This is a genomic window from Lysinibacillus sp. EB106-09-02-XG168, assembly GCF_058791475.1.
In genome coordinates, this window is the sequence record NZ_JBYTDN010000002.1 from 77,441 (window position 1) to 103,879 (window position 26,439).

Genomic DNA, 26,439 nt, shown 5'->3' on the forward strand with positions numbered 1-26,439 from the left:
TATTCTCCATTTTTATAGGGCGCTGATATAAGGTGCTTATAAACAGTGCTGCCAGCGCTATATTAAAGCACCCCTTGTCAGGAACAATTTTGACCACAGTTTCAGAGACAGAATCGATTAAAAATCATCTTTGAAATTTCCAGACTCTCATCCTTAAAATCGAGTATTTTTTAAAATGATTGTGAATCTTAGGATTAACAAATATAAATACTGATTAAAATATTAAACTTACTATTTAATGGATGGCAAGACCTTTTGAAAAATATACATATAAAATGTGTATAAAATATATATAATATATATAATATAATTATATTGTGTGTATTTTGTGTGTATAAAATGTATGTATAATATCTTGACGAATGGCAAGTTAACCCTGTATAATAAATGCAGAAACAAGTGTTTCAATAGGACAATTAATAGGAGTGAAATTTAAATGACAAGAAAGAAGTCAACCAAAAATGTCGTAAGAAGAGCCGGAGTAGATGGAGGCAATGGTGAAACTAAGATGTATTTTGAGGGAGTTGAAGAAGGACTAGCCATCCCAACAGCTGAACTCATCGTTATAAATGCAAATAGTAAAAGTAAAGGCAATTTTTTAGCTACTGAAGTAATAACGCCAAAAAATATTCATGAACATTTAGATATTACCTTCTTATCTTCTAAAGCTTTATCAAAAACAAATGAACGTTACCTTATTGGGAAACGAACACTAAAAGCTATGGGAGCTAAACCAAAAGAGACACCAAAACATGCTCAAAAACATACCTCTGAAATTGTAGCAAGAACTGTTCTTGCAGGTTTATTAGTAGATGCTGTAATAAATAATCCTGAAAGTAAGACAATTACTGCACATTATGATTTGAATTTAGCTTTACCTTTAAATCAAATTGATGAAGAGGCTTTCCAAAAACACGCAGAAAGATTTATTGGAACGCACGAAATGAAATTCCATTGTCCGAATGGAGAAGAAATCTTAGTAACAATTATAATTGAATTTGCGATGACATTACCTGAAGGTGCAATTGGTAGTTATGCAGTTGTTTATAATATTGATGGTAGTTTGAAAAAATATGAGATTGTTGAAGAAAATCCAGATGATGAATCAGAACCAATCAAATCGGTAGTTACATTTGAAGATAGAGAGTTATTGATGGGCGATATTGGAGCAGGTTCATTAGATTGTGCTGTAATGTTTGGTGTTGATTTTGATTATGAAAACTCAGAGGGATTTGAATTAGGTACAAAAGAGTCAGTAAATAAGATTCGTACAGAATGGAATAAACTACAAAAACAAGATCAAATTCACTCTTTAACACAATTCACAGAAATCTATAGCAACACTGAAATTTTCAACTCTGCAAAATTACAGAACTTCTCCACTATGTATCTGAATGATGATGCAATTGTTATAGCAGACAGTCTAAAGAGTATTTATGAAAAAATGCCATCGAGAGCACGAATTATTTTATATGGTGGTGGAGCCCTCCTTTATAAAAATGCTTTAATGCCATTATTAGAGGAATACAGTGACAAGATAATCTTTGCTCCTGATCCTAAATTTACAACTGCTAAAGGATTATTAATTTTTGCCCTTACCCCTGCATTTGAAGAAATTAAAAACATTTACCTAGAGGCTTTAAGTGTCTAAGCGTAGAACTACTAAATACAAACATGGGGATCGTTATCAGGTTTATATAAATAGAACGGTTGATGATGAACTACTATCATTTATAAACAAGCAATCTGATATATCTGGTGCCAGCATGCTAGGACTTATCTTGCTGTATCAATTGTATGGAAATACTGATATTGATGATATGCTGCCAAGAAATTATAGGGTAAATGCAAACATACCTAATTTTAATAATAATGTACCTATCTCCTTACCTACAAAAGAAGTTATTTTTCAAGATACAAGCGTTGTAGCTCCTGATAAGGAAAGTGATAGTATTGAAATTACTGGACGAGAAGAAGCAATTGTTGCTGAGTCTCGTCCAGTAATAAAAAAAGAAGTAGATTCATCTATAGCTGAAGATAAGGAAATAATAGAATCTGAAAAGCTAGATAATAAAAATAAGTTAGTCTCCCCTGTTCAGAATGAAGTTTCAAAAGAGAATAACGAAACAACACCTAGTAGTAAGGGCAATGGTTTGAATTCAATAAAGACTGGTTCTATGATGGCTTTTGGTAAAATGAGCACTCAGAAAAAAGATAAATAAAAAACACCGTACATTTGAGTGTACGGTGTTTTTTATTTAATAATTAATGAATCAATAAAATGTTGGTTTGAAATTAAGTTTGATTTTTACTTTTGTAGATTGGTAATAGGTTAAATTAATGGATAGTTAATCAACTTCTAAAACGAATGCATAGAAAGCGTCGCCATGAGATAAATTTGTCTCCTTCTCATCCATATCCGACCAAAGAATAATAATAAACTCCACGTTGTGTAGGTGCGATAAAACGCTTATCTTTAACCATAACTTCAGTTTCTTTTCCCTTGTCATTACTCATTTGTACAAGATGAAGTTCATTTGGTTATGGTTCGTAATCCATCACAAAAGTAATATTCTCACCTGATTTAACTTTTATGGGCTTTTTGCATTCTAATAGTTCAACAGGTCCAGCGGTATCAACACATTTACTTTCACCAGGTCCTTGCCAACAATAAGTACCGAGTGTAGTTTCGAATCTTTTATTATCAATCTCTATAAAGGTTTTAGGAGGCTTCCCCTTCCTCCTGATATTTCATTAGTATTTGAATATCCCATTATGGTAGGTCCAAATAGAGCCGTTAAATATAAGAAAATTTCTTCATGCATATTCCCCCCTTACTTAATATTGGACAGGCACAATTATAAGTACAAAACATTTTTCATATTTAACTGAAACCCTTCTTAATAATTCGAGTAAACTTAAAGGTTCTATTTATTTCCTGCCCCACAATCTGATTGGATTACAGAACGAGAAGTATTATGTATTTAATATTTCATAATAACTCTCTTAGTGTCTGTTACTATTTGATAATGTATTAGTTCATTGCAAATTTGTTATGACACCTGTCCCCCGCCTCTTCCTTTTCAACAGATTTATCCCATACCCAGTAAGCGGATTAATAAAATTAAGTCTTGCCCTGTAACCCAGTGGGTAAGATTTATTCTTTGAATTTTTCGAATCTGATAGAGAGTAAATGGAGGTCTAATTATTTAATACTTATTTGGATTAAGCTATGTACAAACAGCAAAATGAATTATATTATGCTGCTTAAAAAGGACCCTGAAGAACTTTAATTATTGTGTACCTATTTTCGCTCTTTTCCGCCCTTTTTTGTTTCTTCTTTCTTTTTTACTGGAAAGCCATACTTTGTTGTATGCGCACGTACTCCTTCAATTAACTTCTTTTTCTTTTGTTCCATGACTTATCGCTCCCTTGCAGATTTTTAAAATACCAGATCTTTCGTAAATATCCCATACCCTCTTGACCAGTGGGCAAGAGATATAGTCCAGTTTTCGTTACTAAATTTAATGGGGAATAGTGGTTTGATTCTTACTTTTGCTATTAAGTTCCCCTTCTTCGACAAATGAAAGTAACACATTCATCCCCTGCTTCATTTGTGTATTCCCCTTTACAAGCATAATGCCCACAAAAATCTTCGTTTATACTCATACAGTTAGAGAATTTTACATACTATGGAATTATCTCTTGCCCACTGGGCACAATGAAGACTTATAGAAATGGGATGATATTATTATGCAGATCACTAAGCAACGTAAAGTTAGAAGCGATAAGAAGGAAAATATAAAACCTACAATTCTTTTAGACGTTAAAACAGCAATAACTCGGCTTGCTTACATAACTGACACGCCAGTTAAAGATATTGGCGAGTACTTATGTAAAGAGGCCCTGAAAAGTAACGAGATTATAGGTACGATTTCTAAGCATTTTAAACGAGATATAGTCATCGATAATACTCTTTATAGAGGCGTTTGTAAGAATACTTCCATTATCCGTCGAACAGAAGTTGGGGAATGTGAGAGAATAACAATTCGGGTTACATCCGATGTAAATGATTTAATTGAGGATTTAGCATATTCACTCGGCTGCTTTAAGGCTCGAGCTTGTGCTGTTCTCATTGAACATGCAATTAATGATTATGATATTGTAGATGATTTTGTTAGAGGATTTTTGGAAGAAGGTTTGGATAAACTCAAAATGCGAGAGCTCAAAAAGCTTATGAAATTTGTTAATGATAATGATTCCAACTCTGAATTTACTTGGGCATCACTGTTATCGGTTATTGTAGATGAAGTAAATGCCCCTTTAGACGATCCTGAGAAAGTAGTAGAAGAATATTTAATAAATAACTGGAGAAATAACTAATTCCTCCCCCGCATCCTATACCACTTCTTAGTGGTTTTTTTATTTTGCCCCCCTACTTCAGATTTATACTTATATCGTGTGTGTGATATAAGTATATTTTGTATGTATAAAATACATATAAAATATATGTAAATTGTGAGTGTTTTGTCCGTATAAAATCTAAAAAAGACAATTTTGATGATAATGTGTGTATAAAATATACATACATTATAAGTATATTTTGTTGATCAATAATCAAACGGAGTGTATTCATTGGTTATTGTTAGATTATTCTAATGGTTTAACGATAGCTAAATGTTGTAGTATTCAACACAATTAACTTAACCTCCGGCTATTCGGTTCGGCTATTGATGGTTAAAGGATACATTAATTAATGAAGTTAAATTAACCTTGTTATAACTTCGTTAATTAACTGATAGCATTGGATAATTGATAGTTAATATAATATTAATAGATAAGATATTATCTTATTAACGGTTAATGATAGAATGGTTAATAAGATAAAGATTGGTTTATATTAACTTCGTGCGTTAATTATTTAAGGGGTAATGATAAAGTATCGTGATAAAAATGAGATAAAGCTTAGATAGATTAATGTCGTAATTTGCTTTAACGATAGATTAATTGGTTGGTATCGAATGCTTTATCGGATGTGTTAATGTTAATCAATTAGAGATAGAGATGCTTCGGATAATGTTAACGTTGTAGGTTATCAAAGAATACGACTATTTGTGAGTGAGAAACCTTTAAAATCAAGCGTTTGTTGATTAACGATAGCTAAATGTGATAATCTTATTCTATGTAAGAGTTACAGAAAGGAGGGGTATAAGTGACAAATGAAATAGCAGAAATTACAATTCGTGGTGAAAATGAAAAAACAAATGAATCAGAAGTAGAATATCTGCAGATGTGGAAAATCACTGAATTTACAGAAGTTATGAATGAAACATTTAAACAAAAATATGATGAGGAGTTAAATATAACTGTAAATACAATTAATAATTATTTCAGAGATCTAGAATCGGCTGAAATCCATTACTTAAACAGGTTGAGTGGAACGAAAATTTATGATCCGATGGATTTAGATATTGCTGTGTTTATTGCATATAAGCGTTCTAAAAAACAACAAAAGGGAATCACTTGGCAATTACCCCAAATTTTCGAGGCAATACATAGAGATTTGCCATGTCGTCCGAAACCAGATGAGGCTGATACAAATTCAAAAAAGGACAACCTTGACATTACAAAACAATTAGAAGAATTTAAACATACAGTAATGCATGAGATTGGTTTGAAATTTGATATCCAGCAACAACTGATTGAAATGAAACAAGACAATGAAAAACAAGTAAATCGCTCAATGCTCGAAATTATGCAAAAACAAAATGAATTCAAGTCACTTGCACGAGTTGAATGGGATAAAAAATCGTCTTCTGAAAAGTATGAGGGTTTTATTTTTAAAAGAGAAAAGATAAAAGAGCGCGAGCAATTTATTGATGATTTTGTAGATAAGAAATTGATGGAATGGATTCTCGAACAAACCAAAGGTTGAATTCGGAATTCATTTCCAATAGACTAATAGTATTACTAGCGAAGCACGCAGTAAATCCCAGTAGGGGATTGCTGCGTGCTTTTTGTGTGAAAGGGGATTATATATGGAAAATTCTAATGAAGAATTAGAGACAGAAGAAATTCCAAGTGAAAATCTGCAAGATCAGGATGCGGCGATTAATGATCATTTTTATTTAGCTTATAAACCTTATGATTTTTCAATAACTTGGGATTGGAGACATTCAATATTTGCTAGGGTAGGGTTTATGCATGATGATATGTATCATCCATTTATTAAACACATTAAATCAACTGCAAGGAAACACAAGATGCGAATATTGCATTTAAGTACAGAGATGATTCAGGATGACTATCAGGACAAAGATGTTATTAACCTATATGACTTCGAATTATTACCAACTGAAGAAGGTTTAAATGAACTTGAGGATACAAGATTGAAATGGGTTCAGTTATATCTAAAGATGATATGTTATATAAACGGCAAGGATCGTTCTAATTTCATACCACAGATGAAGTATTATAGAAATGAAGAAGGCCCGTTAGCTGGATATTTAAGAGCAATAGATGAAATGTCGACATCTTCAGATAAATCTATTTTGCTGAGGCATCTGGAGAAGCTTCAGGAAATTAAATGGGGAGTAAAGTATAATGATAATAACGGTATAACTGATTTTTTGTATCATATTAAGGGTTCAACATTTAATGAAAAATTAGAATCATTCTTTTTAGGTGCGTGGACTATAATGAACGTCCACTATGCAAGGGACTTTAATGACGAAAATATGGATAGCTTACTTACTCTTATCCAGTTAAGTAAGAACTTTATATATCCATCTTTAGATGAAACAGCACGTTCAATTATAGAGGAAATTGTAATGTTACTAGCTGATTTAACAATGATTACGCTTGATGAGGTTCTTATTCAACCAGAGCACGCATTGTTCATACAGTCACCTCAACTGTTTCCGAATCATTATCCGCAAGTTAGTCATATGTTCTATGGTATTGAATATTCACCAGACTTTAATTTGCGTTCGATGATACCAGATCTAAAACCTTTAATACCTAATGAGGCTGTTTTTAGAAGTAAGGTCATCCTAAATGATGGTAAAGAATTTGTAAGAAAAGTATTTCTGGCTATTGAAACCTAAAAAAGGATATGCTAAGATAATTTTCATAAAGTAACCAAATTAAATATCAAACAATTTACAATGCGAAGCACGCATTATCCTTTATAGGGGGTAATGCGTGCTTTTTTTGTTTTTTTGCAAAGGGAGGGATTAAATGAATCTTATAATCGCCACTTCAAGTACTAAATTCGCAAAGGAATTAAAGGAGAAATTGCAGGAAGCGAACTGCAATGTCTTAGATATAGTGTCATGCGTTGAAGACTTAATCACTTGTGTAAGCGAAAAGCCAGATAGTATTGATGGAATTTTACTTAAAACTGACTTAGCGAAGAAGAATAATGATTATCGTCTTGAAGTATTAAGTGACGTAGTATTAAGTATTCGAAAAACACCCCAGTTCGAAAAAGTGATTTTCACAGTTTTATCAGACTATCCTGAAGGACATCCGTTATTAGCTGAATTTTTTGATATGGGTATTTACAATTTCTTCACGCGAAATGGTATTGAATTTACGGTAAATAACTTAATTGAATCATTTAAAAATCCAATGTCATTTTCAATGGCCATGAAGTACAGAACTGTAAACAAGGAAATTCCTTGGCGTAGAGATTTATCTAAACCTCATTCCCTTGAAGTTAAGTTTACTAGTAGTAGTCCTGAAGTCGAGTCAGAAGATCCAGCAAAGGCTAATGCTGACTTAAATGCTGATTTGGAACCCCAAAAAACACCAATGGACTTTCTGGCTAAAACAAAAATACCTAAACCTTCGATATCGTTACCTAAGTTCCCAGTTGGGGAGAAGGGTTTTGGGAAAGAGCCAATAGGTGATGATTGGATGTTCGAGAAGAGTGGAATCTTAACAACATCCAATATACCAGTAGTAGGAACAGTGGTAATCGGAGTTGCATCAGTAGAAAAACATCTAGGAGCCACTAACACAGCTATCAGTATTGCTAAATTCATAAGTAGGGCTGGAAATAACGTTGCTCTTGTTGAAGCAAATAAAAATATGGATTTTGACCGTATCCATTCGCTTATTGAAGGAGAGACCATAACGTTAAGTGAAAGTGAATTTAACTTTAATGGTATCACACATATCAAATATAGAGATGACATGGATTTAGGTATTGTCTACACGAAATATCAATTCGTAGTGATGGATATAGGAGACATCCGTAATTCGCCATTTAAAGCAGAATTCAACCGTTCACACATTAAATGTGTAGTTGCATCGGCAGATGAATGGAAATTCCATTGGATTGAGGAATTTTTATTAAATGTTGAAAGAGCAGAGGATCTTATTCTGTTGGTACCAAGCAGTGATTTTAAGACAACAAATGATCTTGAATCAAGATTGAAAAAGCATGTTGTTTATCCTCTTGAAAAGCATTCGAATCCTTATGAGGTACCGGCTGAGTCCGGGGAAATCTACCAGCAAATTTTAAGAGTATATCTTAAAAATCACGGATTAAAAATCAAGGAGAAACATTTACTGTTAACGGCAATAATAGGAGCATGTGTTACAGCATTAGGTTTTATATTCTTCAATTAATAAAAAAGGTGGTGAATCCTGTTCGTTGAACGAATAGGGGGAAATTTGGGTATTCGATTAAAGACCAAAAAATTAATTTACTCAGGTGTTGCAGGGTTTACATTAGCAGCGGGGGTTGGTAGTGGAGTTTTCTATTATTGGCACACTAAAGAACAAGAACGAGAACTTGAATTAATCAACAAATATGAAAAGGAGCTAGATGTTTTAGAAAATACAGCTGCACAAAATTTTACTGCTTACGCTTTAAAGAACGATGTAGCAAAAGGGGATATGATTACGCCTGAAATGCTAACATCTGCTTCTGTTGCAAGGGCAGCAGCTTCAGCAGACATTATTAGACCTCAAGATTTAAAACGAGACGACAAGTTTGTTCTTTTCGCAAAGACTGATATGAAAGCAAACACTGTTCTAGTGCATTCAATGCTATATGACACAGTTAATGTAACTAATGATATTCGTGAAGCAGAGTACAGTTTTATCGAATTACCATCTAACATATCTACTGATAGTTACGTAGACATTCGTATTCAATTCCCAACTGGTGACGATTACGTAGTGCTTACAAAGAAACATCTAAAAAAGCTATCTGGTGTAACGGTTTGGTTTAACATTGGTGAGTCTGAATTACTTACAATTAGCTCTGCTATTGTAGATGCTTACCTTAACGGAGCAAAAATTTATGCTATTCCATATGTTGATGAACACATGCAAGAGAAGTCAACAATGACTTATCCAATTAAACCAAATGTACAAGAGTTAATTAAAGAATCTCCTAATATTGTCAATAAGTATGAAATGGAACTGGAAAGACTAAATCGTGGCCGCTTAGAAAATAATCTACGTGTCATGAGTGAAGAACAAAAATCAAAGATCCAAGATGGAGATCAACAAGTTAAATCAAAAGCAACTCAAGAAAATGCAAAAATAGCTGAAGAAGAAAGACTAAATGCAATGAACAATCAAGCTGAACACCAACAAGCTTTGATTGGAGGCGAGAAAGAAAAATGAAATTAATTCAATTACTAGGTTCAAGAAATAAGTCAGATTTCGCGATTTATTTAGGTCACACAATTGCATCAATGGGAAACCGGGTACTTATTGTAGATGCAACAAATAATAGCGTGTACTTATATTCTTTTATTCGAATTGAAGAGAAGGAAGTCCTATATGAATTCCAAGATATAGAAATTCTTGTTAGTACAAAATCATGGAAAGAATTAGCTGGAAAGCTTGAAAAAGCTAATGAAAAAATTGAGGACTTTGATTGCATTATTGTAGATACAAATGACAGTAGCCCAATCTATAATGATTGGCCAAAATTTCACCATGTCTTATATGTAAGTGACAATACTCGTTTTACTATATCTCAGGACGTTGAAATCCTTAACGATTATGTTGATGCAACTGGTATCACAACACTTCAACGTGTTCACTTTGAATCAGCACATAAAATCCCTAATGACTATTTAAATCTATTAATAAACAATCGACTTGATTTTAATTTAGTATATGAACCTTTGGAATATGATGATCAAGAACATAAATTGCTTAATTACATGCAGCACGAAAATACTATTCCATATAACAAATTGCAGAAGGATTATAAGAAACTATTAAAGTCAATTGTTACTGAGATCTATGACATGGGCTATAAAGATTTCGAAGCTTCTTCAAAACGAAGTCCATTTGGTATGTTTTTTGGTCGGTTCAAATCCAGAGGAACAAGTGGAAAAGTAAAGAATCACGACTCTGAAATTAATGAAGAGAAAGAAGAGCAATCTCAGCAAAGATTGGTTCTAAACAATGTTTCCAAACAAGAAAATGTTAGTACAAATGGTGAGGTAAATAAAAAAACAAAAGAAGTAGTAGGAGGGTGATCGAATGGGAAAGACGATAGTTAGTTGGTCACCAGTACATGGACAAGCTGCAACAACATCAAATGTTGTTGCATTGGCAGCTCACTTTGCACTAACTTACACTCATCAATCATTGATTACACATACACAATTAACTTATTCAACCCTAGAGTCACTTTTCGGAAAGGAAATGACAACTTCGAGGGGATTTGATAGTGGGATAGAAGCATTAGAACGGCTAGCCAAAAGTAATTATTTAAAGGCAGACGCTGTAAGAGACTACACTGAAACAGTTTATAAAGGAAGGTTAGATTTACTTGGTGGAACACAAAATCAGTCATTGGAAACACCTCAACTACTAGAAGTCTTATTAAAGGTCACAGAAGATGCTTATGATTTAGTATGGGTTGATGCTCACTCCGGAACAAGGAGTAATACTTCAAAGAGACTACTAAAGAAAGCTGATTTAGTCATTGTCAACCTGCCACAAAATAGGTATGTCATTGAGCAGTTTTTCTCTGGCGAAGGATTCCCACCAGAGTTACGAGAAAAGGAAATCATTATTTTAATTAGCCAATATGATAAAAATGTTAAACCAGGAATTTCAAAGATCAAAAGTAAATACAGCAAGAAATATCCTGTATTACCAGTAAACTATTCGAGTAAGTTTAAGGATGCTTCGAACACATTTAGTATTACTGAGTTATTTTATCGCGTAGCAAATTCTAATAAAGGTTTGGAAATTCAAGATTTTATTGAATCACTTGCAATAGTGAATAAGCATATCGCAAAAAAACTTAAGTTAGAAGATATAGAGGAGGAAGATGAATGAGTTATTCACTGAATCTTCTAATCATCATAGGTATATTATCTTTGATTCTTTTCCTAATTTTACTGAAACTAGTCCAAGCAAAAAAAGATAGTAATAGTTTGGATGTAAAAAAGGCAGTTAACAAAGAAGAATATTCCGTTGAAGCATTGCAAGATTATATAAGTGAAAAAATGATCTCTAACACTACAGGTAATTTATATGAAGAAGGGTTAACAGAAGAAGCATTTAACCGTAAAAAGAGACGGAGAAATGAGTTAAGGGATGCCCTTAAAAACTGTAATACTGGGAATCTTTCTGCAAAAATACTAGTTCGTGAATATATTTATGATTTCTTAAAGAAAGATAAAAAAATTGATGAAACGACTATTAACTTTGCAATTCCATTTAATGTTCCGTCAAAAATGACACCTCGTGAAAAATTTGATACTGCTTTATACGTTGCATATCAAACTGAAGAATACAACGCATTAGGTTGGATAATTGAAACATTTAAATTAAATGATCCTAAAGAGGATGGGGGATATCGAGTTTTAGCCGATGAGGTAGATAATATTTATGAACAAGTTGTCTTTAATTATCCATTGAGATTAGAGGATAAGTTACGAATTCTAACTCAGAGAATTTATAGCCATTATAAAGGCTTTGGAATTATTGATGAAATACGAGACATGAATATTGATGGAACTTCCGGCGGCGTTTCGGGTTTACCTGAAAGGTTAACTAACCTTATGAATAATGTTGATCCGTATTATCTGGATGAAGAGAATGATCCTAAAATAGATGGAGCTTTTGCGGACCACGTTTCAGAACAAGGCTTTACGGCTTTAAATAGTGCATGGGTAATGTACCGAGGAAAGAGTATACATTTTTCATTTTTATCTTTCGAAGCTGAGGCTGAATTAAGACGTGTAACAAACAATGTCTATAAGTATGGTTATCCAGGTCAACTCTCGGAAACAAAGCCGGCGATTATTAATGAGATGGCAGATGGCTCTCGTGTAACAGTAATGCGACCAAAATTAACAGAGTCGTGGGCTTACTTTATTAGGAAAAAGTACAACTCTCGTAAGGTATCTGTAGAAGAACTGTTTCAACAAGAAAATAGTAATGTACTTTTAATATTGCTTATGTTTCTGGTAAAAGGTAATCGAACACTTGCTTTAACTGGTCAACAAGGTAGTGGTAAAACAACACTTTTGATGGCTTTGGTTGAATACATAAATTCTGCGCTGAATTTACGTGTGCACGAGACTAAATTTGAGTTAAATCTTAGAAATCAGTATCCAAGCCGTAATATCTTATCTTTCCAAGAAACTGAAACTTACAGTGGACAAGATGGCCTAGATTTAGGGAAGAAGACAGATGGGGATGTAACTATCTTAGGTGAGGTTGCAACGGACCCAGTTGCTGCATGGATGATTCAATCAGCTCAAGTTGCTTCATTGTTCACTTGGTTTACACATCACGCAAAAACGTTTCCAGATTTAGTTTTCGCTCTTCGAAATTCATTGTTAAAAACTAATATGTTCAATGATGAAAAAATTGCAGAACAGCAGGTAGTAAGTGTTTTAGAGTTTGACATTCATATGAGACAGGACAAATCAACTGGTGAGCGCTATGTTGAGAGAATTACTGAATGTGTAGCAATTACTTATCAAGATGAAAAGTCATCTTTCGAAGCTTTAAAAAATTCAACAGACCACGAATCTAAAATGGACTTACTTATTAACTTGGCTTCTAACTATTTCCATCAGAAGACTCAGACTCAACAATTTGTTGAAAATACAATCTTAGAGTTTAAAGATGGCAAATATATAGCAGTAAACCGAATGTCTGATAAGAAGATGGAAGAAATTAAGCTTGAGTTAGCAAAGGAAGATCGAGAACAGTTTGATCAATTTATTAATCAATATTGGGGGGCGTAAAAGATGAATATGCTTGTCCAATCTATCGTTGTGGTTGCCCTAATCATCACAATTCTGTATGTAGTCAACCAATACTATAAATATTTGCGGGCTAAGCGTAAGAGACAAGAAACGATTGGTGTTAAGAAGGGAATACCCTTCCCTAGGATACTAAATAAATATACTCAAAAAGGATACAACGTTATATTAAGAATTCCGATTTTACGGACAGTTCTTATAAAGATACGTAAAAAATTAGAAACACTATCAGTTTATGATGAATATACACTTCGCAGAGAAGTAATGAAAATTATTTTCTCTATAATCGCTTTATTTAGTATTGGATGTCTTGTTCTTCTCATAATGCGACCTTCATGGTTAATAGTGTTCTGGATTTCCCTAGGGATCTTAATGTTATCTGGAGTATTGATTGACTTCTTCGTATATCGAGTTGAAAACCGTTTACTAGTACAACTTAAAAATTATCTTGTAAGAGTAGTTTTTAATTACCAACAAACGAAAATGGTAGATGAAGCTGTATTTGATTCAATTCAATATGCAGGTCCTGAAATGAAGGTTCATGCGGAGCGTATTAATAAGATTCTAAATGATCTTGATTCAGAAAAAGAACTAGCAGCATATGAAGAAGTTGCACCTTCACGTTATCTACGTGTCTTTGCCGGCCTTGCTGTTTTGGTAAAAGATCGGGGCGACAACATCGACGAAAAAAACGGTAGTTCGTTTGTAAAAGGCTTAACAGCAATTAATAAAGAGCTAAATGATGAAATTCTATATCGATCGAAATTGTCTTATGCACTACGTAGTATAAGCACATTAGCATTGATTCCGATTTTCTTAGCACTACCCACAAAAAATTGGTCAATTTCACATTTTCCAACGACTGAATCTTTTTATAGTTCAAGGATTGGATTCCTATCAGAAATTGCTGTTTATGCGATTAGTGTTGTTTGCTACTTGATTGTTAGGAAAATGAAAGAAATTAATGACAATGCAACAGAGTTTAAACCGACAAGGCTCAAATGGGAAGCATGGCTATTTAAGAAGGTTCCTTTATTAGAGAAGTTATGTGAAGCATTGTCACCTCAAAGGTTTACGAAAAAGTATCATGAGCGTCAACAATTAATTAAAGATGCCAATGAAAATTTAGAAGTAAAAGAATTGGCGTTACAACAAATCCTCTCTTGCTTAGCAGTATTTATTATTTTAGTAACTTCTTTTACTTTTGCTCATTACAGAGAAACCAACAGTGTGCTAAATCAAGTTGCATCACAATCACTGTTTACATCTCAGCTAACTGAAAAAGAATTGATGGCTGAAATAGATAAAAATGAGTTTGACAAAAGTGTTATTCAAGATTTAGAGAATATGACCATTCTACCTTCTGAAGAAAAACTTCGTGAAATGATTGCTGATCAATTAAATCTTGAAGTAAATGATATAGAAGTAACGAATACCTACAATCGTATTACTGGTAAGTGGGAAATTGTATCGAATTCGTTTCTTCAATGGTGGGAAGTTTTAATTGCAATAGTAATAGCATTTGTTAGCTACTTCATCCCAGTCCAAATTTTAATTTTCAAACGTAAAGCACGTTTGAAATTAATGGAGAGGGAAGTATATCAACTACTTGTTTTGATTTCAATCCTAAGAGATTTCGAAGGTATGAGCGTATCGATTATGCTGAATTGGTTACAACGATTCTCTATTGCATTTGAAAAATCTATCACAATAGCAATTGAAGAGTTCGATAGTGGGCCAGAAATGGCACTTGTAAAACTTTCTGAAAACAACACATTCGAGCCTTTCCAACAAATTGTTGAGCGCTTAAAGCTGACACTTGTACGGTTATCTATTAAAGAAGCTTTCAATGATATTGAAATGGAACGTGAATTTTACTTAGAACAACGTCGAGAAGAACAAAGACGTTCTCTCGAAAAGAAAAGTCAAATAGGGGAGTTCTTAGGATTAGGTCCTCTAGTATGTCTAACCGTCATTTATTTGGTATTCCCAGTTATTTATATTGCTGTTAAGGAGTCCGAAAATATGATTAATTTGTACAATTAGCTACTCTTGGCAATTTGCCAATAGCATAAATTAAAAAATATAAGAAAAGAGGTTTTTATTTCATGTCAGAGACAACAGCAACCGCACTCAAATTCGCCGCAGGAATTATACTAGCACTCGTTTTAATTGGTATTGCCATTATGGTATTTACACCTGCTGCAGATTCAGCAAAGTCAGTAACAAAAGATTTCGCAGCCAGCACAACAGAATTGCAAGACCAAAAATACTTAGTATATGACAATACAGTAGTAAGTGGATCACAAGTGTTAACAGCTTTACGCCGCTTCGAAGCACAAGCTAAAGATGAACAAATCGCTCTTAATGTTCAAACTGGTAAAAATCAAACTGGTCAATGGTATCATGCAAAATTTGATGGTGACAAAGTAAGTAAAACTGGAGCCTCAGACATTTCTACAACAACTAATGTTACACATAATGAGTATATAAACCCAGCTGGTATGTTTGCTGCTTCGGTACACCGTGATTCAAATGGTGTTATTCGAGCAATTAAATTCGTGCAAGAAAAACAATAATCCATTTTAGATGGAAAGGAGGAAGGGGGCTTATCTACTTCATACGGATTAGCCCCTACCTTATTTATGAATAGTTCTGTATATTCAGCGATAAATATCGCTTTATCAGCTTTACTATTTGCAATAGCTTTGGCTTATGCATTGAGTCCTATAACTAACATTCAAAAAGAGTTTGAAATCTCTCCTGGAACAGTAGATACCGTATATTCTGTGCAGACAAAGATACCTGAAGAAATCTTGTTCAGTGGCGCAGAAGTTATAAGTTCAATATATAAGCTAAATCTTGATGGGATTACTGTAAAAGTGAACGGAACTACGTTTAGTACTCCAAAGGATGTAAAGGACAAGCTCTCTTATATTTCAAAGTATGCTAACTACTCTCAATCCATTACATACGATACTAAGGGGAAAGTTGCTTATATATCTTATGTTACAAAATAATGGAGAAAGGTGATTTAAATGCCAAATGCGATTGTGAAGATATTTGCCGTTATTCTCATGACTGTCTTGTTCTTTTATGCCACATATCAAAACTATAAGAAACAGGAAGATCTAGCGTATATAAATACATATAATTCTGTTACAGAATTTGTCGATAACGTTAGATTAAAAGGGTTCATAACTCCTTCTATGTATGAGGATTTTGTTAACTCTTTACACACCGGCAATGAAGTTTTATTTGATATTGAAATTGAACATCAGAAAAAGCAATATACCCCTGTCTATAAAGATCCGGCAAATCCTAACACCTTTACTGGAGAGTATGAGGTTCAATATACAGGTATATATTGGGAGCAAATCAAAAAGACATTATTTGAATCAAGTGTCCCGTATGATAAGCGCATTTATAAGTTAGAAAACGGAGATTTCTTCTCTGTTAATGTAGAAAACAAGACTAAGTTTAAGTCGACTATGCTTTTTGATTTCTTATCGGGTGGTGCAGGTAGTGATGGCCCTGAAATTGCTTTCCCATATGGAGGCATGGTACAAAACCAAGATTGGATTGATAAAAAATGAAATTACCTCATTACATAATTTTGTTCATTATCATCTATTCTGTGCCCTTACTATTTACAGAATATCGTTATCAATATGCGAAAGAAACTATGCAACTAAATCATAAACATGAAGTTGGCATGACAGCAGCAGTACATGATGCGGTAAACATTTTGAGAACAAATGTTAAGACGGAATTAGAAAACGGATATGACTCTTATAAAATCAATCCAGTAAATCCTCAACCAGCATTTGAAACATTTATGAAATCCTTGTCATTGCAGTACGGAGTTGAAATGGATTATTCGATGGATCGTTTGGGCCGCTATGTACCCGTTTTTGCTGTTGTTGACTATGATGGTTTGTTACTTAATGTTTATAAAGAGTACAAGGACGAACGGGGAGACAGAGTATTAAATCGTGTATGGCTACCCAAAATACCATTCGCTTATACGGATAAGGAAGGAAATATCATTAACTTCACGATCGATGAAGAGGTGGAGGTGTATGATGTAGATTTAGGTGAATGGTTTGAAGGTACACGACAAGAACTTGTTGATGATCCAGGTGTAACGGTTTCGTTTTTAGAAGATAAAGAGAATTTTCATAATGTGAGACGAACGACGATTGTAAATACCTTACAAGAACAACTAGCTTACTATATTAATGAGCATAACGTATATACGAAGCATTTAGATGTCACCTATAAGTTTATGTTTCCTTATATACCAAAAGAAGATTGGTATAACACTGTTGATGATGTTTCAATTCTAGCATTTTTCCAGGGGTATCCTTCTAAACTAGGGAATGTATTTTATCAACAATATGCTTTTGTAGGTACAAGACTTCAATTTAATGACCGTATCCTTGCAGGTACAGTTGATGGCTATAAAAAGTTTTGGTACGAATCATGTGGTTTTCCTTATAAAGTACAAGAAATATATTCTTCTAAAAAGGATGCAGCTGCTAAAGGTTATAGTGAATTATCTTGTCTTAACAAATAAAGGAGGGGTTAATTAATGGGGATATTACAACAGAAGCACCTATATACAAGAGTTCCGATAGGGAGAATAACATTTCACTTCCAGACATCTCTATACCGGAGAAGAAATGATATTTATGAGAAGGTAAAAGAGTACCTGAAAATTGGGGAAACAAAGGACATTATCGAAGTTAAAGATGATTATATAGAAATTCAAGATGGTTATTTCATTAAGAGTATCGAGGAACCCCAGTATACAATGACATTTGGTGAAATAGTAGTGAAAGGTTCTAATGTTAAAACTTGTTCTAAGAATGGGGTAATATTCAGAAGTTTAAAGCCTGGTCTCAAGGTAAAAGTTTCTTCCATAGTGTTTGTTTCTCGTGATGTTACTGTCTATGGAATTAATGATAAAGAATTCATTAGTAGTGATGAGAACATTCAATATGTAATGGGTGTTTTTGAATTCAATTCAGATACCCATATACAAATCAACGGACAATCAATCAAATGCAAAAAAGGCGATATTCTGCAATACCAAACGATTGAAGGTAATTGTATATTGCTATTGGATGGTAACTGGTTGGATATATCTGTTTATAGTGGTACACTACATGGGTGTTAAAGAAATATGATTACGAATACGTTAAAACCTGCTATTCCATTATCATTATGGATAGCAGGTTTTTAATTTATTACAGAAACATAGTAATCTTTCTCAATTTGAAAAGATTGAAATCCGAAATGATCAGCTGCGAGTGGTATTAATTCTTCGAATGCTGTTTTATCTTCGTGTAACTACATTATATAGCCCCGTTTCCATTTTTCTTACCAAAGTTTCTTTTGAAAACTCCTTAATATATTCTTTAAACTCATTTGAAGGTATCTTTACATCATTTAAGTACTCTTTAATTACATAACTAGCACTATCTAATGAAGTTTCACTTATGCGATTATAGTCCTCTAATAAATCTAATACCTGAAGAATCTTATAGTTTTTTTGTGTTACCTGTACTTTTGAACATTTTAATATAACATGTTTTTTTCCTATTTCTTGACGTTTTGTCCTCGTCACCTTATTGGAAACAATCGTATTTACACTTGCGGTTTGTGACGTTAAACCAAGCTGATTTGCAAAGTTAATACCAGATGTGAAACCTATTACTTCATTGTCATTAGGTTTGATATATTTTCTTACTACAACTTTTTCAAGATTTACGTATGGAGTTCCTAAAATGCTATTCTTTTTTGGTACATAATAAACTCCATTTTCTACTCTTAGTAACTTGCCCTTTGCCGTTAATCGTCTCAAATTTTGGCGAATTGCTGAATCCGTCATATCTAATAACTGTTCTCTAAGTTCATTTAAAAATACTGGTTCGTCATATCCATATTCATTAATAATGTATTCATATACCTTATTCACATATAACATCCCTAATTATAATTATAACACTTCATATTCTCTGAAGTAACGATTATGCACTGGAGATGTTAAAGTGACAGTATTAGGATAACTGAAGACTGCTCTCCCTTCTCATTTTGGCCATATGCCGATTTTAACTCTCCTTTTTAAAGAATCACTTTTATACCATCCTTCTTTATGCTTGAGAACAACAAAAAACACTTTCTCAAAAAAGTTCAAACGAGTCCCTGTTAAGTGAATTCGTTTGAACACTTTAAGAAAGTGTTTAGTAATTGCTCTACCGTGTGGCGGAACATAAAAGTCATTTAATCAAACATGGACTCAATATATCATTTGGTACAATTTGGTCAATTTAGTTCAAGTTTTTGAGATCGTGACGACTAGGAATTTCCGACCGCATGAGCTAGACATAACTAGGCATGGAAAGTAGGATAAAATTTATAGCAGAATTATAAAAAGGAATGTTCATTCAAAAAGAAAAGAAACCTTTTAATTAACCTCTTGTTAAAATGGTTCTTTTTACTTAATAACCAGATTTACACATTCGGAATTCATTTTAGGAAGTTATATACCAACTTAAGATGTAAGTATTTACTCCTCAAATTAATGTACCAGAGACTTATCTGCTAATTATCGTGTAAGGTTTAAATGTCCTATCCCTTTAATCGTAAATAATCCCTTTGTCACCGAATATAACAGAGTTTTTTACACCGTTAGACCTCATGTTTATTTCTAACACTGTATCTAAAGGACTTCTACTTGTCATATAATTACATATTTTCACAATAGTTTCTATATTCCTATTTCTTAATATTTGAGTTTAAAAGAGAATAAATTTGCTTAATATACAGAAATATACACACGGAAATAAATTGCTAATCCAACTTTGGTAACATATACTAAATTCTTGTAAAAAAATTCAAAAATAAATTATAGGTGGTTTTGTATATGGTTCGAAGTATTCCCGGTCCTAGTAAAAAAATTAGTACATATCAAATTGACACAAAAAAAGTCACAAAAGTTATGAGGGACATCGCCTTAGAAAAAAACTCAAACACTAGTATTTCGTCTAAAGGTAGTAAACAAATTCCTAAAGAAAATATCACTAAATTAAAATCTAAAGTAGAAAATGCTGTAGGGTCACAAGTTACTAACAGAGAATTTAATTCAAGTTCTAACAATTCAACTAATAGTATATCAGATACTGGTTATCATATTATTTATGGTGTTGATTCTTCTCGTATTGGCGGTACAACGCTTACATTTAACAATCTCGATAGCATGAACGATGTAAGAATAGCATCGTTAGATACCGTTGAAATTTCAGGAGAATCAAGAGAATTATTTGCGGCTAAATCTTCAAAAAATAAATATTGGGATATTGCAGAAACTGTTTTTGATATTGTGACTGATTTTATCCCTGGAGTGGGAACTGCAAAGGACATTTATAATCTTTATCAAACAATAGTAGACCCTAAATCAAAGGTTAAAGATATTGCAATGGCTTTAGTTGACTTTGTTCCTGGACCAAGTTTTAAAAAGCTGAGCAAATTTGCTAATGTAATTATAGACAAATTTGGTATAAATGAAAAAACTTCAAAAAAATTAAAAGAAGCTTTAGTGAAAACATCAGCTGAAAAAATCAAAAAAATGAGTGTTGATGATACGAAAAAGCTTATTAACTCATCTGAAGGTATAGATCGTGGACACACACTAAAATATCATATGAATGTTACTGATGAAGCATTACAAGCCCAATCTAAAACCAAATCCAGAACGGGGGCTAGTAAATTTTCAAATCATAAAGTCATGCAAGAATTTGTTAATAATGTTCTAGTTGACGAAGCTGATAAGATTGCTACTTGGTTAAAATCAGACAAAACAGAGGATTTTGCTTCTAGAAAACACAAATCTAAAACCCCTTTAGGATATGGATACAAATATAATAAACAAAAAAATCAATATAAAAAATCTGACAAACTTGATACAGGTGTAGTAGTACTAATGAAAGATAATAGTAATGAATATGGCTTTATTGTAAAAACAGCATATCCATATGTTAAATAATTAAAAACTTGAATTTTTGTTTATTATTTATTAACTTAGTTTTTATACGTTTTAAAGGAGTTGAAAGAATGATGTCAAACAGAGAAATAATGTTTTTTGATTTATCAAAAGAGGAAATTGAAAGAAAAACAAGAAGTTCATTTAATGATATTACTTGCTTTTATAACAGAGATATGGCGATTGAAATTGTCAATGAAATAATGAATATGCATAGTGAAGAGATTGCTCAATGGTTATGGGAAGACTCCGATGATTCACGTAGACGCATTAGATTAGAAACTAGCCATCAATATCCTATTGGCTATGGGATTTCACAACGCACAAAACAAGAGTATACAGATCTAACAAAAAGTTATATTATTTTGGAGAAATCAGGATTTTCTGAAGAAGGATTTTACATAATCTTCACGGCGCCATTAATAGAATACAATGAATAAGGGAGTGATCTGAATGGAAAACTTTGATGAAACTAAGTATTTTTTACAAGCTCATTTTTACCCAATGATTGAGTGGGAACAACTAGAAGATGCAGTTATCGATTATAGGAAAGTATCTAGAAAAGACCGGTTCAAATTCAAAGAAGAAATTCTATATTTTAAACAACTGTTAGCTCAAAAACAATATGATAAAATACAAGATATTATTAATGTCTATGACTTAGAAAATACTCAAGTATGTGATGTTGATGAAATACAAAGACTAGTGAATGAAATTTTACCTATTATCGAGAAATATGAATATAAAGAAGACATTTCTTATGTTCCTATGAAAGCTCTAAATTATACGCTTGACACAATTATAATTCCAACGCACACATTTTTATCTTTTGATTTTATTGCAATCGATATTCAAAGAGAAGGAGATACATTTATTCAACATTTCAAGCAGGATTTGCAATATGTAGAAAAAACATTTAGCGAGAATGATGAAACTAAAAAGAAAGAATTACTGAAAATAGCCAATGACAAAGGAGTCTATATTTTAGAATCTGAATACAGAGATTCCTTTATTCAAGAAATGTTTAAAAAATTATCTTAATAATTATTAATTCAACCAATTAAAAACTGAGAAGGTTTTTAAATCGTGTAACAAGGAGTTAACGTAACATGGAAACATTAACTATAAATGAAAGAACTTATAAAATTAAGTTTATCCCATTTGAAGACAGATGTGGGCTGAATGAAGATGGAACATATGACATGGTCTACATTGGTCACTATATTGAAATTCAGTTTAATGATGAAAAATTTGAAGGAAAAATATATGAAAGATCAAAAAATGAAATCTCTTTTTTTTCTAGTCCTTACCCTTTTTTTGGAGAAGATATAGAAATGATAAAGAAATATTTTCAGGAAGAACATGGGATTCAGGAATTTTATTTTCTTGACATAGACAGCGATGAGGGTTATATAAAATTTTAATCATGGATTAAACAATGACCAAGACGGCAATTTAAGCTATCTTGGTCTTAATATCATATAGCTACAACATAAACAACTCTATATCTACGGTATTTTCAGCAGCTGTCTTGTAGCATAGTACCGGGTAAGACACGATTGTCGATAATATGTTTTTGTTGCTGTGCATTACCACTCGCATTTTTAACTATAGTTATAAATTGCGACCAACTTACCTTTCCATACGCATATTTCTAGGGCAATTTTTACCGCTAAAGTGGTTGTGCTGAGCAACATTTTGAATAGCAATGTTTTCTATCTTTCATGATTTCAGCAACTAGCTCTGCAGCGTTCTGAATTTCCTTTTGATAGTTACCATCACTATTGACGCAAACCTCTTTTTGAATCCCCTCATTATTACCTGTGTTACTTCCTGCGGCCCAACATCTCCAAGCATGTTCAAACGATAGCACTGCCTCTTTATCATCAACTGTGTAATGCCAGGAAGCCGAACGACTATTACCGTGTATTGTAATCGAGCATGTGCGTCTGCATCGGCTCCTGTTCGCGTATTATTTGTTTTATGAACAACGATAAATTTTTTAACGTTCCCTTTACCATAGGAAAACTTGTTTGTACCTCTGGAACAAGCTTTTTACGAGTTACAAACATTACTGTTCACCGTCCTTTGGCTAGTCATAATTAATTGTTTGTAGGCTATCTGAAACACCTTGTGTTTCGAGCGATAACAATACCGAGCAAGCCTAAAATGCTTAAAATCGTTTCTGCAATGGCTGTAACTTGGTCGTTGTAAATCATAATATCGACATTGGAAATGCCCGCTATTTGATTAGCGAGCACGATAAGTAATGCTATTAATGACACCCAAAATTGTTTATGTTGAATACGTACTTTCAGTTAATTTCCATGGGTAATTCCCTCCACTTTATCCATTCTTTTATGTACCTGTATAGTTGATTCCTCCACACGAATAACAAGCTCTGACAAGTCTGTTACACTCATTTCCTGCGCCTTTATATCAATCCTGATAGATTCTACACCAGAATTAATATTGTCCAATTTTGTACGTAGTACATCTGAATCAGAGGCATCGCTTTTTACATCCTTATCACAATTACAGTTGTAAGATAATACGTCAACTCTAGACACTTGAAATACTCCAGTCACCGACTTTATAAAAAGAAACAAAAAACCGACCAATAAAACAGACAGCTCAGTAACCTGAGTTATCATCTGTTTTTGGTCGAAATCGATAATCTCAATCTAGCTATTCGCAGGTGCAAAGTCATCATAAACCTTTGTATATGTGAATGCTGAATGAAATAATGAAATTGCTCAGAATATGGTATACAAATTGTAAAAATATCTCATGTAGGGGAGAGGAATTATGAAATTGAACGCTAATGTTGTTGAATTGCGCAGATTAGTAAACGCATAACTCCTTATAGTGTTTTGGAGCGGGTTCTTTATTTAAAGAGGTTAGAAGATAGGAGTAGCGATAAAAAGGTGTGATTTCATAGTCTAATAACTTGAACTGAATTGACAATAATTGCGATAAATGGTATATTAAATATATATTTGATTAAACGACTTTTCTGTTCCGCCACACGGTAGAGCAATTACTAAACACTTTCTTAAAGTGTTCTAACGAATTCACTTAACGGGATTCGTCTGAACTTTTTTGAGAAAGTGTTTTTTGTCGTTCTCAAATATAAAGAAGGAGGGATTGATTAAAGAGATTCTTTAAAATGAGATTAAAAATTAAATCGGTACATAAGCCGAAATGAGAAGGGAGAGTGGTCTTCATAGCAATTATTGATGCTTTAATATCCTTTAAACCTGCGATGTTTGCTCTGGGAATTGTAGTTATTATAGGAGCATTAGAAGGAATTTTAGAGGAATACTTAAAATTTGTGGATAAGAAAATATTGGAGGAAGCGGTTTCTAAAGATGAACAGTCAGATCCTCTTCAACCATCAACCTTTTGGTCAAAACATCTGATAGTAAGATTTATTTTTAAATTGTCACGTATGTTGATGATTATAATAATTCTTTCCATTGCCTGTGTTTCTTCATTGAAGGTTATATTGGCTATTATGGAAGATGGGTTTTGTAGTATTAATTGGAATTACGTTGTATTAATGCCTTTATTTAAGATTTACAAAGCATTCACAAAAGTGATGGGTGATGTGGTAAATGATACTGATGAAGCTGCAAATGATGTATCTAAGGTGTATTCTGGCTATAATACAGTATTTGGGTTGTATGAAAGCTTAAAATCATTCCAGTCATCAAATACAGAAAAAGAAACAAAAAAAATCGACCAATAAAACAGACAGATCAGTAATCTGAGTCATCATCCGTTTTAAGGTCGAACCACTAATTTCATTTTAGCTATTCACAGGTGCAAAGTCAATCATAAACCTTTGTGTCTGTGAATGCTGAATGAAATAATAAAAACAATTGATCGGAATATGGTATACTAATTGTAAATATATTCTATGTAGGAGAGGGAAATTATGAAATTGAACGCTAATGTTGATGAATTGCGCAGATTAGTAAATAACACACGAGATAGAAATATTTTTATTCGTTTTATAGTCTTTTGTACAGTCACAAAGGCTCTTGCACCAGGTTTTTTAAGATATCCTAAAGATACATTGAAACTGTATTTAAAACACCTTGCTTCCAATGAAAATGGCAAATTTTCGGCTTAAAATATTCCCGCTTCAGAAACATCACTATTTGGCATAACTCTTTTGTTATGGCTTATGTATGGTGCTTTGGAGCGGGTTCTTTAATTTAAAGAACCTTTTCATCTAACGGTTTTATCCAAAAAGGCTTAGAAAAGATAGAAACAGCTGGAGAGTATCCAATTGGAAGATATGAAAATTTTTATGCAACACTTACTTTAGATGACGGTTTCGAGAAAGAGCAAGAATTAGTAAGCCTTTAGTTGTCCAATCTATTTATGAACTTAAAGTAGATTGGGGGAAGGATGGTCACTTTAGGGCGATTTATTTTCCTTATAATTTAGAAGGAACACATCATTATTGTTTTACATACGCGTTTATTAAAACACGAAAACCACCTTTTGATAAAACCGACGAATACAGAGATAAAACCAAAAAAAATTATGAACGCATAAGGAAAAATCCTGATGAAATTCGAACACTGTAAGAATAAAAAAGGGAAAGGATGAACTTTAATGAAGAATTTTGGAGCCTTAAAAGCAAGAGCAAGAAAAAATGCGGTTGCAGCTGAGTATTTGGATGGTCTTACAGGTATTATTTCTAATCAAATTTTTAAAGAGCGGCTTCAACAAAAGTTAACTCAAAAACAATTAGGTGAACTAGCGGGAGTTACTCAAAAAACAATTTCACGTATCGAAGCTGGTGATCAAGGAGTAAAAATTGGTACCTATGAAAAGGTATTAAGTGCATTAAGAGTTTCTGCTTCTGCTACTTTTTATTTTGAAGAAGAAACAGAAGAAGCGGAAGAAGAAGAAACAGAAGAAAAATTATTTGCTACGATATATTGAAAAGAAGCTATTTTTATAGCTTCTTTTTAATTATTACTCCAATATTGTATAGCGAACTAGATCTATTGTTGCGTTAAACGAGCGTGTCCTTATGGATTTTATTAAATTAATATTGTATAATGTAAGAATACTACTGATTAATGTCTAGCCTCAACCAAACGG

General features: G+C 32.8%; 27 protein-coding genes. 23 read left to right on the plus strand and 4 right to left on the minus strand.

Annotated features, from left to right (window positions below; all coding sequences use genetic code 11):
* Positions 1-436: 436 nt before the first annotated feature.
* The 16 genes from AC3WSO_RS00410 to AC3WSO_RS00485 all read left to right on the plus strand — a co-directional run bounded on the left by AC3WSO_RS00410 (position 437) and on the right by AC3WSO_RS00485 (position 18,450).
* Complete coding sequence (locus tag AC3WSO_RS00410; RefSeq protein ID WP_492527798.1) at positions 437-1,651, plus strand: hypothetical protein; 1,215 nt, start codon at positions 437-439, stop codon at positions 1,649-1,651.
* Positions 1,644-2,222: a hypothetical protein gene (locus tag AC3WSO_RS00415; protein WP_492527800.1), complete on the plus strand. Its 579-nt coding sequence runs from the start codon at positions 1,644-1,646 to the stop codon at positions 2,220-2,222. The genes AC3WSO_RS00410 and AC3WSO_RS00415 overlap by 8 nt, the downstream gene beginning before the upstream one ends.
* A gap of 1,531 nt (positions 2,223-3,753) precedes the next feature.
* A complete protein-coding gene (locus AC3WSO_RS00420) occupies positions 3,754-4,383 on the plus strand; it encodes a hypothetical protein (RefSeq protein WP_492527802.1) in 630 nt (209 codons plus the stop codon).
* 829 nt (positions 4,384-5,212) lie between these two features.
* Positions 5,213-5,935, plus strand: a complete 723-nt coding sequence (locus AC3WSO_RS00425) for a hypothetical protein (protein ID WP_492527804.1) — start codon at positions 5,213-5,215, stop codon at positions 5,933-5,935.
* A gap of 103 nt (positions 5,936-6,038) precedes the next feature.
* Positions 6,039-7,106, plus strand: a complete 1,068-nt coding sequence (locus AC3WSO_RS00430; RefSeq protein WP_492527806.1) for a hypothetical protein — start codon at positions 6,039-6,041, stop codon at positions 7,104-7,106.
* Between the two features lie 133 nt (positions 7,107-7,239).
* Positions 7,240-8,637, plus strand: a complete 1,398-nt coding sequence (locus AC3WSO_RS00435; protein WP_492527808.1) for a hypothetical protein — start codon at positions 7,240-7,242, stop codon at positions 8,635-8,637.
* Between the two features lie 45 nt (positions 8,638-8,682).
* Positions 8,683-9,645 carry a hypothetical protein gene (locus AC3WSO_RS00440; RefSeq protein ID WP_492527810.1) on the plus strand — a complete coding sequence of 321 codons (963 nt, stop codon included), beginning with the start codon at positions 8,683-8,685 and terminating at the stop codon, positions 9,643-9,645.
* Positions 9,642-10,514 carry a P-loop NTPase family protein gene (locus AC3WSO_RS00445; RefSeq protein WP_492527812.1) on the plus strand — a complete coding sequence of 291 codons (873 nt, stop codon included), beginning with the start codon at positions 9,642-9,644 and terminating at the stop codon, positions 10,512-10,514. Before AC3WSO_RS00440 ends, AC3WSO_RS00445 begins: the two co-directional genes overlap by 4 nt.
* A 4-nt stretch (positions 10,515-10,518) precedes the next feature.
* On the plus strand, positions 10,519-11,325 hold the full coding sequence (locus AC3WSO_RS00450; RefSeq protein WP_492527814.1) for a hypothetical protein: 807 nt from the start codon (positions 10,519-10,521) through the stop codon (positions 11,323-11,325).
* Positions 11,322-13,250 carry an ATPase, T2SS/T4P/T4SS family gene (locus AC3WSO_RS00455; RefSeq protein WP_492527816.1) on the plus strand — a complete coding sequence of 643 codons (1,929 nt, stop codon included), beginning with the start codon at positions 11,322-11,324 and terminating at the stop codon, positions 13,248-13,250. Before AC3WSO_RS00450 ends, AC3WSO_RS00455 begins: the two co-directional genes overlap by 4 nt.
* Positions 13,251-13,253: 3 nt before the next feature.
* Positions 13,254-15,314, plus strand: coding sequence for a hypothetical protein (locus AC3WSO_RS00460; RefSeq protein ID WP_492527818.1), 2,061 nt, complete (start codon positions 13,254-13,256; stop codon positions 15,312-15,314).
* 62 nt (positions 15,315-15,376) lie between these two features.
* Complete coding sequence (locus AC3WSO_RS00465) at positions 15,377-15,847, plus strand: ABC transporter permease (RefSeq protein WP_492527819.1); 471 nt, start codon at positions 15,377-15,379, stop codon at positions 15,845-15,847.
* Positions 15,848-15,913: 66 nt separating this feature from the next.
* A complete protein-coding gene (locus AC3WSO_RS00470) occupies positions 15,914-16,288 on the plus strand; it encodes a hypothetical protein (RefSeq protein ID WP_492527821.1) in 375 nt (124 codons plus the stop codon).
* An 18-nt stretch (positions 16,289-16,306) separates the two neighbouring features.
* Positions 16,307-16,864: a hypothetical protein gene (locus tag AC3WSO_RS00475; RefSeq protein ID WP_492527823.1), complete on the plus strand. Its 558-nt coding sequence runs from the start codon at positions 16,307-16,309 to the stop codon at positions 16,862-16,864.
* A complete protein-coding gene (locus AC3WSO_RS00480; RefSeq protein WP_492527825.1) occupies positions 16,861-17,847 on the plus strand; it encodes a hypothetical protein in 987 nt (328 codons plus the stop codon). Before AC3WSO_RS00475 ends, AC3WSO_RS00480 begins: the two co-directional genes overlap by 4 nt.
* Before the next feature lie 15 nt (positions 17,848-17,862).
* Positions 17,863-18,450, plus strand: coding sequence for a hypothetical protein (locus tag AC3WSO_RS00485; protein ID WP_492527827.1), 588 nt, complete (start codon positions 17,863-17,865; stop codon positions 18,448-18,450).
* Positions 18,451-18,609: 159 nt separating this feature from the next.
* Here AC3WSO_RS00485 and AC3WSO_RS00490 read toward each other — a convergent pair whose 3' ends face one another.
* Positions 18,610-19,251: a DUF6088 family protein gene (locus tag AC3WSO_RS00490; RefSeq protein WP_492527829.1), complete on the minus strand. Its 642-nt coding sequence runs from the start codon at positions 19,249-19,251 to the stop codon at positions 18,610-18,612.
* A gap of 948 nt (positions 19,252-20,199) precedes the next feature.
* Here AC3WSO_RS00490 and AC3WSO_RS00495 point away from each other — a divergent pair.
* The 4 genes from AC3WSO_RS00495 (at position 20,200) to AC3WSO_RS00510 (ending at position 22,739) form a co-directional block, all read left to right on the plus strand.
* Positions 20,200-21,318 carry an RNase A-like domain-containing protein gene (locus AC3WSO_RS00495; RefSeq protein ID WP_492527831.1) on the plus strand — a complete coding sequence of 373 codons (1,119 nt, stop codon included), beginning with the start codon at positions 20,200-20,202 and terminating at the stop codon, positions 21,316-21,318.
* Between the two features lie 68 nt (positions 21,319-21,386).
* Entirely contained in the window at positions 21,387-21,755 is a 369-nt protein-coding gene (locus AC3WSO_RS00500; protein WP_492527833.1) for an RNase A-like domain-containing protein, read from the plus strand.
* A 13-nt stretch (positions 21,756-21,768) separates the two neighbouring features.
* Positions 21,769-22,356, plus strand: a complete 588-nt coding sequence (locus AC3WSO_RS00505) for a hypothetical protein (protein ID WP_492527835.1) — start codon at positions 21,769-21,771, stop codon at positions 22,354-22,356.
* A 68-nt stretch (positions 22,357-22,424) separates the two neighbouring features.
* Positions 22,425-22,739, plus strand: coding sequence for a hypothetical protein (locus AC3WSO_RS00510; protein WP_492527837.1), 315 nt, complete (start codon positions 22,425-22,427; stop codon positions 22,737-22,739).
* Between the two features lie 248 nt (positions 22,740-22,987).
* On the opposite strand, the gene AC3WSO_RS00515 is transcribed toward AC3WSO_RS00510, so the two are convergent.
* The 3 genes from AC3WSO_RS00515 to AC3WSO_RS00525 all read right to left on the minus strand — a co-directional run bounded on the left by AC3WSO_RS00515 (position 22,988) and on the right by AC3WSO_RS00525 (position 23,885).
* Complete coding sequence (locus AC3WSO_RS00515; RefSeq protein WP_492528050.1) at positions 22,988-23,251, minus strand: N-acetylmuramoyl-L-alanine amidase; 264 nt, start codon at positions 23,249-23,251, stop codon at positions 22,988-22,990.
* A 181-nt stretch (positions 23,252-23,432) separates the two neighbouring features.
* Positions 23,433-23,600 carry a phage holin gene (locus tag AC3WSO_RS00520; RefSeq protein ID WP_492527839.1) on the minus strand — a complete coding sequence of 56 codons (168 nt, stop codon included), beginning with the start codon at positions 23,598-23,600 and terminating at the stop codon, positions 23,433-23,435.
* 33 nt (positions 23,601-23,633) lie between these two features.
* A complete protein-coding gene (locus tag AC3WSO_RS00525; protein ID WP_492527841.1) occupies positions 23,634-23,885 on the minus strand; it encodes a hypothetical protein in 252 nt (83 codons plus the stop codon).
* 647 nt (positions 23,886-24,532) lie between these two features.
* Between AC3WSO_RS00525 and AC3WSO_RS00530 the strand changes: the two genes are divergently transcribed.
* The 3 genes from AC3WSO_RS00530 to AC3WSO_RS00540 all read left to right on the plus strand — a co-directional run bounded on the left by AC3WSO_RS00530 (position 24,533) and on the right by AC3WSO_RS00540 (position 26,277).
* Positions 24,533-25,066: a hypothetical protein gene (locus AC3WSO_RS00530; protein ID WP_492527843.1), complete on the plus strand. Its 534-nt coding sequence runs from the start codon at positions 24,533-24,535 to the stop codon at positions 25,064-25,066.
* Between the two features lie 189 nt (positions 25,067-25,255).
* Positions 25,256-25,453: a hypothetical protein gene (locus AC3WSO_RS00535; protein WP_492527844.1), complete on the plus strand. Its 198-nt coding sequence runs from the start codon at positions 25,256-25,258 to the stop codon at positions 25,451-25,453.
* Between the two features lie 491 nt (positions 25,454-25,944).
* On the plus strand, positions 25,945-26,277 hold the full coding sequence (locus AC3WSO_RS00540; RefSeq protein WP_492527846.1) for a helix-turn-helix transcriptional regulator: 333 nt from the start codon (positions 25,945-25,947) through the stop codon (positions 26,275-26,277).
* The last annotated feature ends 162 nt before the right edge of the window (positions 26,278-26,439 follow it).

Coding starts and splice junctions, on each gene's coding strand:
- AC3WSO_RS00445 (WP_492527812.1), top strand. CDS start 9,642: ATGAAATTAATTCAATTACTAGGTTCAAGAAATAAGTCAGATTTCGCG.
- AC3WSO_RS00510 (WP_492527837.1), top strand. CDS start 22,425: ATGGAAACATTAACTATAAATGAAAGAACTTATAAAATTAAGTTTATC.
- AC3WSO_RS00500 (WP_492527833.1), top strand. CDS start 21,387: ATGATGTCAAACAGAGAAATAATGTTTTTTGATTTATCAAAAGAGGAA.
- AC3WSO_RS00540 (WP_492527846.1), top strand. CDS start 25,945: ATGAAGAATTTTGGAGCCTTAAAAGCAAGAGCAAGAAAAAATGCGGTT.
- AC3WSO_RS00535 (WP_492527844.1), top strand. CDS start 25,256: ATGAAATTGAACGCTAATGTTGATGAATTGCGCAGATTAGTAAATAAC.
- AC3WSO_RS00505 (WP_492527835.1), top strand. CDS start 21,769: ATGGAAAACTTTGATGAAACTAAGTATTTTTTACAAGCTCATTTTTAC.
- AC3WSO_RS00465 (WP_492527819.1), top strand. CDS start 15,377: ATGTCAGAGACAACAGCAACCGCACTCAAATTCGCCGCAGGAATTATA.
- AC3WSO_RS00495 (WP_492527831.1), top strand. CDS start 20,200: ATGGTTCGAAGTATTCCCGGTCCTAGTAAAAAAATTAGTACATATCAA.
- AC3WSO_RS00470 (WP_492527821.1), top strand. CDS start 15,914: ATGAATAGTTCTGTATATTCAGCGATAAATATCGCTTTATCAGCTTTA.
- AC3WSO_RS00450 (WP_492527814.1), top strand. CDS start 10,519: ATGGGAAAGACGATAGTTAGTTGGTCACCAGTACATGGACAAGCTGCA.
- AC3WSO_RS00485 (WP_492527827.1), top strand. CDS start 17,863: ATGGGGATATTACAACAGAAGCACCTATATACAAGAGTTCCGATAGGG.
- AC3WSO_RS00455 (WP_492527816.1), top strand. CDS start 11,322: ATGAGTTATTCACTGAATCTTCTAATCATCATAGGTATATTATCTTTG.
- AC3WSO_RS00435 (WP_492527808.1), top strand. CDS start 7,240: ATGAATCTTATAATCGCCACTTCAAGTACTAAATTCGCAAAGGAATTA.
- AC3WSO_RS00430 (WP_492527806.1), top strand. CDS start 6,039: ATGGAAAATTCTAATGAAGAATTAGAGACAGAAGAAATTCCAAGTGAA.
- AC3WSO_RS00420 (WP_492527802.1), top strand. CDS start 3,754: ATGCAGATCACTAAGCAACGTAAAGTTAGAAGCGATAAGAAGGAAAAT.
- AC3WSO_RS00460 (WP_492527818.1), top strand. CDS start 13,254: ATGAATATGCTTGTCCAATCTATCGTTGTGGTTGCCCTAATCATCACA.
- AC3WSO_RS00410 (WP_492527798.1), top strand. CDS start 437: ATGACAAGAAAGAAGTCAACCAAAAATGTCGTAAGAAGAGCCGGAGTA.
- AC3WSO_RS00480 (WP_492527825.1), top strand. CDS start 16,861: ATGAAATTACCTCATTACATAATTTTGTTCATTATCATCTATTCTGTG.
- AC3WSO_RS00475 (WP_492527823.1), top strand. CDS start 16,307: ATGCCAAATGCGATTGTGAAGATATTTGCCGTTATTCTCATGACTGTC.